Here is a 4076-nt window from a genome sequence, read left to right as displayed (position 1 = left end):
AAACCCTGAGACGTTAAATAATTATCTAATAATACCTCAAACCAAGGTATAGTATGTTTATGAGTAAGGATATCTTGATAATGGGCGGAGCGTAAACCGATTCCAGCACCGTTAATTGAAGCTGAAGGAAGGTGAGTTGTCATAGCATTGTTTTCATGACATTGTTTTCATGACATTATTGTTAGGATTTATCCATGGTAGTGGTAAGGTATCAGCACGAAGCATTTCAGCTGAATCTAATTCCCCCCTTTCTTAAGGGGGGTTAGGGGGGATCTGTATACATAACCCTACTCAGCTGAATCTAATTCCCCCCTTTCTTAAGGGGGGTTAGGGGGGATCTGTGTACATAACCCTACTCAGCTGAATCTAATTCCCCCCTTTCTTAAGGGGGGTTAGGGGGGATCGGTATACATAACGCTACTCAGCTGAATCTAATTCCCCCCTTTCTTAAGGGGGGTTAGGGGGGATCTGTGTACATAACCCTACTCAGCCATGATTCATAAGCTGATAGCTGAGTGCCCAGCCTGCTGATAGCTTCGTTTAATTGGCTTGCGCACTCTCGGTTGGCTTTTCAGTTTCCTGGCTGGAGGTTGGTTCTCCTACAATCGTTGCACCAACAATCTTGTTGCAAGTGCCTTCAGGAACGTAGATCCACTCTTCGGGATCGCTATCTACCTTAGCCATCCCGCCGCAATCATGCTTGCTGGTGCCACAATCGTTCTGACCCGCCTTAACGATACCAGCACATTTTTCCATTCCTTCCTTACCGGCCAAGGCGTTTTCAGATGCTACACCTAAACCTAGAGCCAAGACACTAGTCAAGGCAGCGCTTACCATTACAGTTTTTTTCATATCTTTCATGACATAACTCTCCCGAATATCAGAACTGACTCGTAAGTCCGTAGACAGAATTAACCTAAAACAGTGTTGGTTTAATTCCAATCTATGTAATTATTATTTAAAGTATTTAACCTATCTTAACTGAGTCTTTGAAAAGTATGAGATAACCCTGAGAAAGTTATTAAAATAGGATAGAACATTTGAAAACCTTTGGAAACAAAGGACTTAAGCTATCAGCTATCAGCTTTTTGTTGTAAATCTATCACTCCCGCAAGTGTGGGAAGTGTGGGGAGATGGGGAGATGGGGAGATGGGGAGATGGGGGAGATTTTTATTAAGGGTAACTATCATAACATGATATTAGCCGGGCGACCGAAGAAGGCGCTCATTGAAGTGGAAGGGGTAAAAAGCCTTCCACAGCCTAAGATTCAGGCTGGTTCCCACTCAAAGGGGCATGAATCGAAGGAATGTCTGGTTTCGACTGAAACTGGTAATAACCCGTAGATTTAGGTCTCACAGCTAGAGAGAAAGTAAGTTTGAACCGAACCATCGGATAGGTGATAACCGAACAGGGAAAGAATCAAAGGGTTGAGGGACACGAACCGTTGTTCAAAGGCACCGTAAACATGAATATCCCTGATCAAACCGATGATGGGGATATAAGCTCCAAGGACTGGATATCGGCTAATATTCAGTCGAATCTCAAAAAGGACTCGGTGTAAAGACGGCAACCTCAGATTCGTATCTTCAATGTGTGTAACCGGGTAAGCCGAGATGGAGTCCCTGGTGTCAGGTCGATACACAGGGTAGCCAAATCGCAAGAGGAGGTATAACTCTGGGTCCGGTAGAAGTCTGAACCTTGCAAAAGCCGACAACCTGAAAGGGAACGGGAATAAATAACCGGTCGGATAGAGGGTAAAAAGAAAAATCCCTCACTCGAAAGAGCGCTGAATTTCAGAGCTGATTCCGAGCAAAGGAACTACGTGATTGATTACCTTAAATTGTATATGGAAAAGATTGAACTAACGTCTTCGGACGGGAGGATCGTAACAGAACAACCTAACGATTGGCATTCCATCAATTGGAAAGAAGCCCACCGTCAGGTAAGGAAATTAAGACAACGTATTTTCAAAGCGACACGTGAAGGCAACTGGAAAAAAGTTAACAAACTCCAGAGATTAATGCTCAGGAGTTATAGCAACATCCAGGTATCGGTCAAAAGAGTCACCCAGGAAAATAAGGGCAGAAAGACAGCAGGATTGGATAAGGAAAAATGTCTGAACCCACAACAGAGGGAGCAGATGGTACAAACCTTATCTACCTTAAAGTCATGGTCTCCCAAACCAACCAAACGCATCTATATACCTAAAAGCAATGGTAAACAACGACCATTAGGGATACCAAGTATCACCGACAGATGTTTGCAAGCCATTGTCAAAAATGCGCTGGAGCCAACATGGGAAGCTCAATTCGAGGGTACATCTTATGGATTCAGACCAAAAAGAAGTACTCACGACGCCCGCCAAAGAATCTTCTTGAATATCAATGGCGAAAAAAATAGGAAGTGGTGGGTAGTAGAAGCAGACATAAAAGGATGTTTTGACAACATAGCCCATCAACCCCTATTAGATTCCATAGGAAATTTTCCAGCCCGAGGGGCTATTGAAAAATGGCTAAAGGCAGGATATGTGGATAAAAACACATTTCACCCAACAGATTCGGGCACCCCACAGGGGGGAATAATAAGCCCTCTCCTAGCCAACATAGCCCTACATGGATTGGAAGAAGAACTAGGAATAACTTACAAGGAAAGGAAAGATTCAAGGAACGGTAAACCTTCCTGGTACAACACCTCAAATAGAACACTAGTTCGCTTTGCGGATGACTTTGTAATCCTTACCGAGACCAAAGAAGATGCCGCAAATGCTAAGGAAATCACAAGAAAGTGGTTGACCAAAAAAGGATTAACTCTATCAGAGGAAAAGACCAGGATAACTCATCTAACCGAAGGATTTGACTTTCTAGGATGGAATTTCAGGAAATATAAGACAACCACCAAAAGAACAGGGTTCATCACATTCATCAAACCATCCGACAAAAGCCTCAAAAATATCAAGAAGAAAATCAAAATAGAAATGGCCAAGCTTAAAGGGGCATCCCCAGAAAGCATAATTCCCAAGCTTCAACCCATCATCAGGGGATGGACTAACTATCACAGTGGAGTTGTAGCCAAAGAGACTTTCTCCAAACTACAACAATACGTAAACTGGAAATTAGTTCGATGGGGCAAAAGGAAATACGGCCAAAAATCCTGGGAATGGATTAAGAAGAAACATTATGGGAAGTTCTGCCCAGGTAGAGAAGACCAGTATGTTTTTGGCTCAAAAGACCTGTATCTGGAAAAGGCACAATGGACAAAAATTACCAGACATACTCTGGTAACACATAACTTCTCACCGGATAACCCGGATTTGAAAGAATATTGGGAAAAAAGGGAGAAATCACCAGCCAAAAAGACCGCAGAAGGAAGACTTCCCAAGGGCAAAAATAAGATAGCCTTACGGCAACAATACGTTTGTCCATATTGCGGTCAACCACTAGGAAATTACAATCAGGTTCATTTACACCACATCATCCCGCGTAGCGAAGGTGGTGAGGATAAATACAATAACCTAGTGTATGTCCACGAAGACTGCCATAAGACCATCCACGCCTTGGGTGCTAGCAATCCGCAGATACAGGATAAACTGTTTCGAGGGATTAAATCCTCCCCGAAGACCCGGAACAAAAGCCAAAAGGTACAAAACCGGAAGTTCAAGGGGGAAAAGCTGGATAAAAGATAACGTGTTCTTTTGGAATTGGTTGCGCCGTGTACTTGGAGACTTGTTCGCACGGTGCTAAGGAGGCGAAGAGGGAGCAATCCCTCTGACCTATCCGATTTCTATTGTGCTAAGTGTTTTTGCCAAAGTGAGATCCACCCACTAATGCTTTTGTAGTTACCAATAGCTTTATCATTGTCAATCACCCTTTCAAGAAGAAACCATTTTTTGAGGTTCAACCGTAATAATAGTTTCCTAGTAAGCGTGAGGTACATCTGAAGTTTCTGCCCTGCTCCCTGCTCCCTACTCCCTGCTCCCTACTCCCTGATCCCTACTCCCTGTTCCCTACTCCCTGCTCCCTACTCCCTAAAACCCAGAAATTTGTACCTCACCCACTTGAAAGATGAAAGATGTGGCA

General features: G+C 43.5%; 5 protein-coding genes. 2 read left to right on the top strand and 3 right to left on the bottom strand.

Translation table 11 applies throughout. The features are described 5' to 3' along the window. Positions 1 to 143, bottom strand: a 143-nt coding sequence (locus F6K57_RS38465) for a DUF692 family multinuclear iron-containing protein (protein ID WP_293073812.1), incomplete at its 3' end; no start/stop codon positions are given. 397 nt (positions 144 to 540) lie between these two features. Then, positions 541 to 861, bottom strand: a complete 321-nt coding sequence (locus tag F6K57_RS38460) for a DUF2282 domain-containing protein (RefSeq protein WP_293073809.1) — start codon at positions 859 to 861, stop codon at positions 541 to 543. A gap of 272 nt (positions 862 to 1133) precedes the next feature. On the opposite strand from F6K57_RS38460, the gene F6K57_RS38455 reads away from it, so the two are divergent. Then, positions 1134 to 1343, top strand: a complete 210-nt coding sequence (locus F6K57_RS38455) for a hypothetical protein (protein WP_293073806.1) — start codon at positions 1134 to 1136, stop codon at positions 1341 to 1343. 2 nt (positions 1344 to 1345) lie between these two features. Here F6K57_RS38455 and F6K57_RS38450 read toward each other — a convergent pair whose 3' ends face one another. Then, on the bottom strand, positions 1346 to 1660 hold the full coding sequence (locus F6K57_RS38450) for a hypothetical protein (RefSeq protein WP_293068397.1): 315 nt from the start codon (positions 1658 to 1660) through the stop codon (positions 1346 to 1348). A 186-nt stretch (positions 1661 to 1846) separates the two neighbouring features. On the opposite strand from F6K57_RS38450, the gene ltrA reads away from it, so the two are divergent. Beyond that, complete coding sequence (ltrA, locus tag F6K57_RS38445; RefSeq protein WP_293073803.1) at positions 1847 to 3682, top strand: group II intron reverse transcriptase/maturase; 1836 nt, start codon at positions 1847 to 1849, stop codon at positions 3680 to 3682. Positions 3683 to 4076 lie beyond the last annotated feature (394 nt).

The organism is Moorena sp. SIO4A5 (assembly GCF_010672005.1).
GTDB lineage: Bacteria > Cyanobacteriota > Cyanobacteriia > Cyanobacteriales > Coleofasciculaceae > Moorena.
This window is presented reverse-complemented; position numbering and strand designations above follow the sequence as displayed.

What these genes read in the sequence shown, in the direction of transcription:
- F6K57_RS38460 (WP_293073809.1), bottom strand. Translation starts at nt 861, where the DNA reads ATGAAAGATATGAAAAAAACTGTAATGGTAAGCGCTGCCTTGACTAGT.
- F6K57_RS38455 (WP_293073806.1), top strand. Translation starts at nt 1,134, where the DNA reads ATGGGGAGATGGGGAGATGGGGAGATGGGGGAGATTTTTATTAAGGGT.
- ltrA (WP_293073803.1), top strand. Translation starts at nt 1,847, where the DNA reads ATGGAAAAGATTGAACTAACGTCTTCGGACGGGAGGATCGTAACAGAA.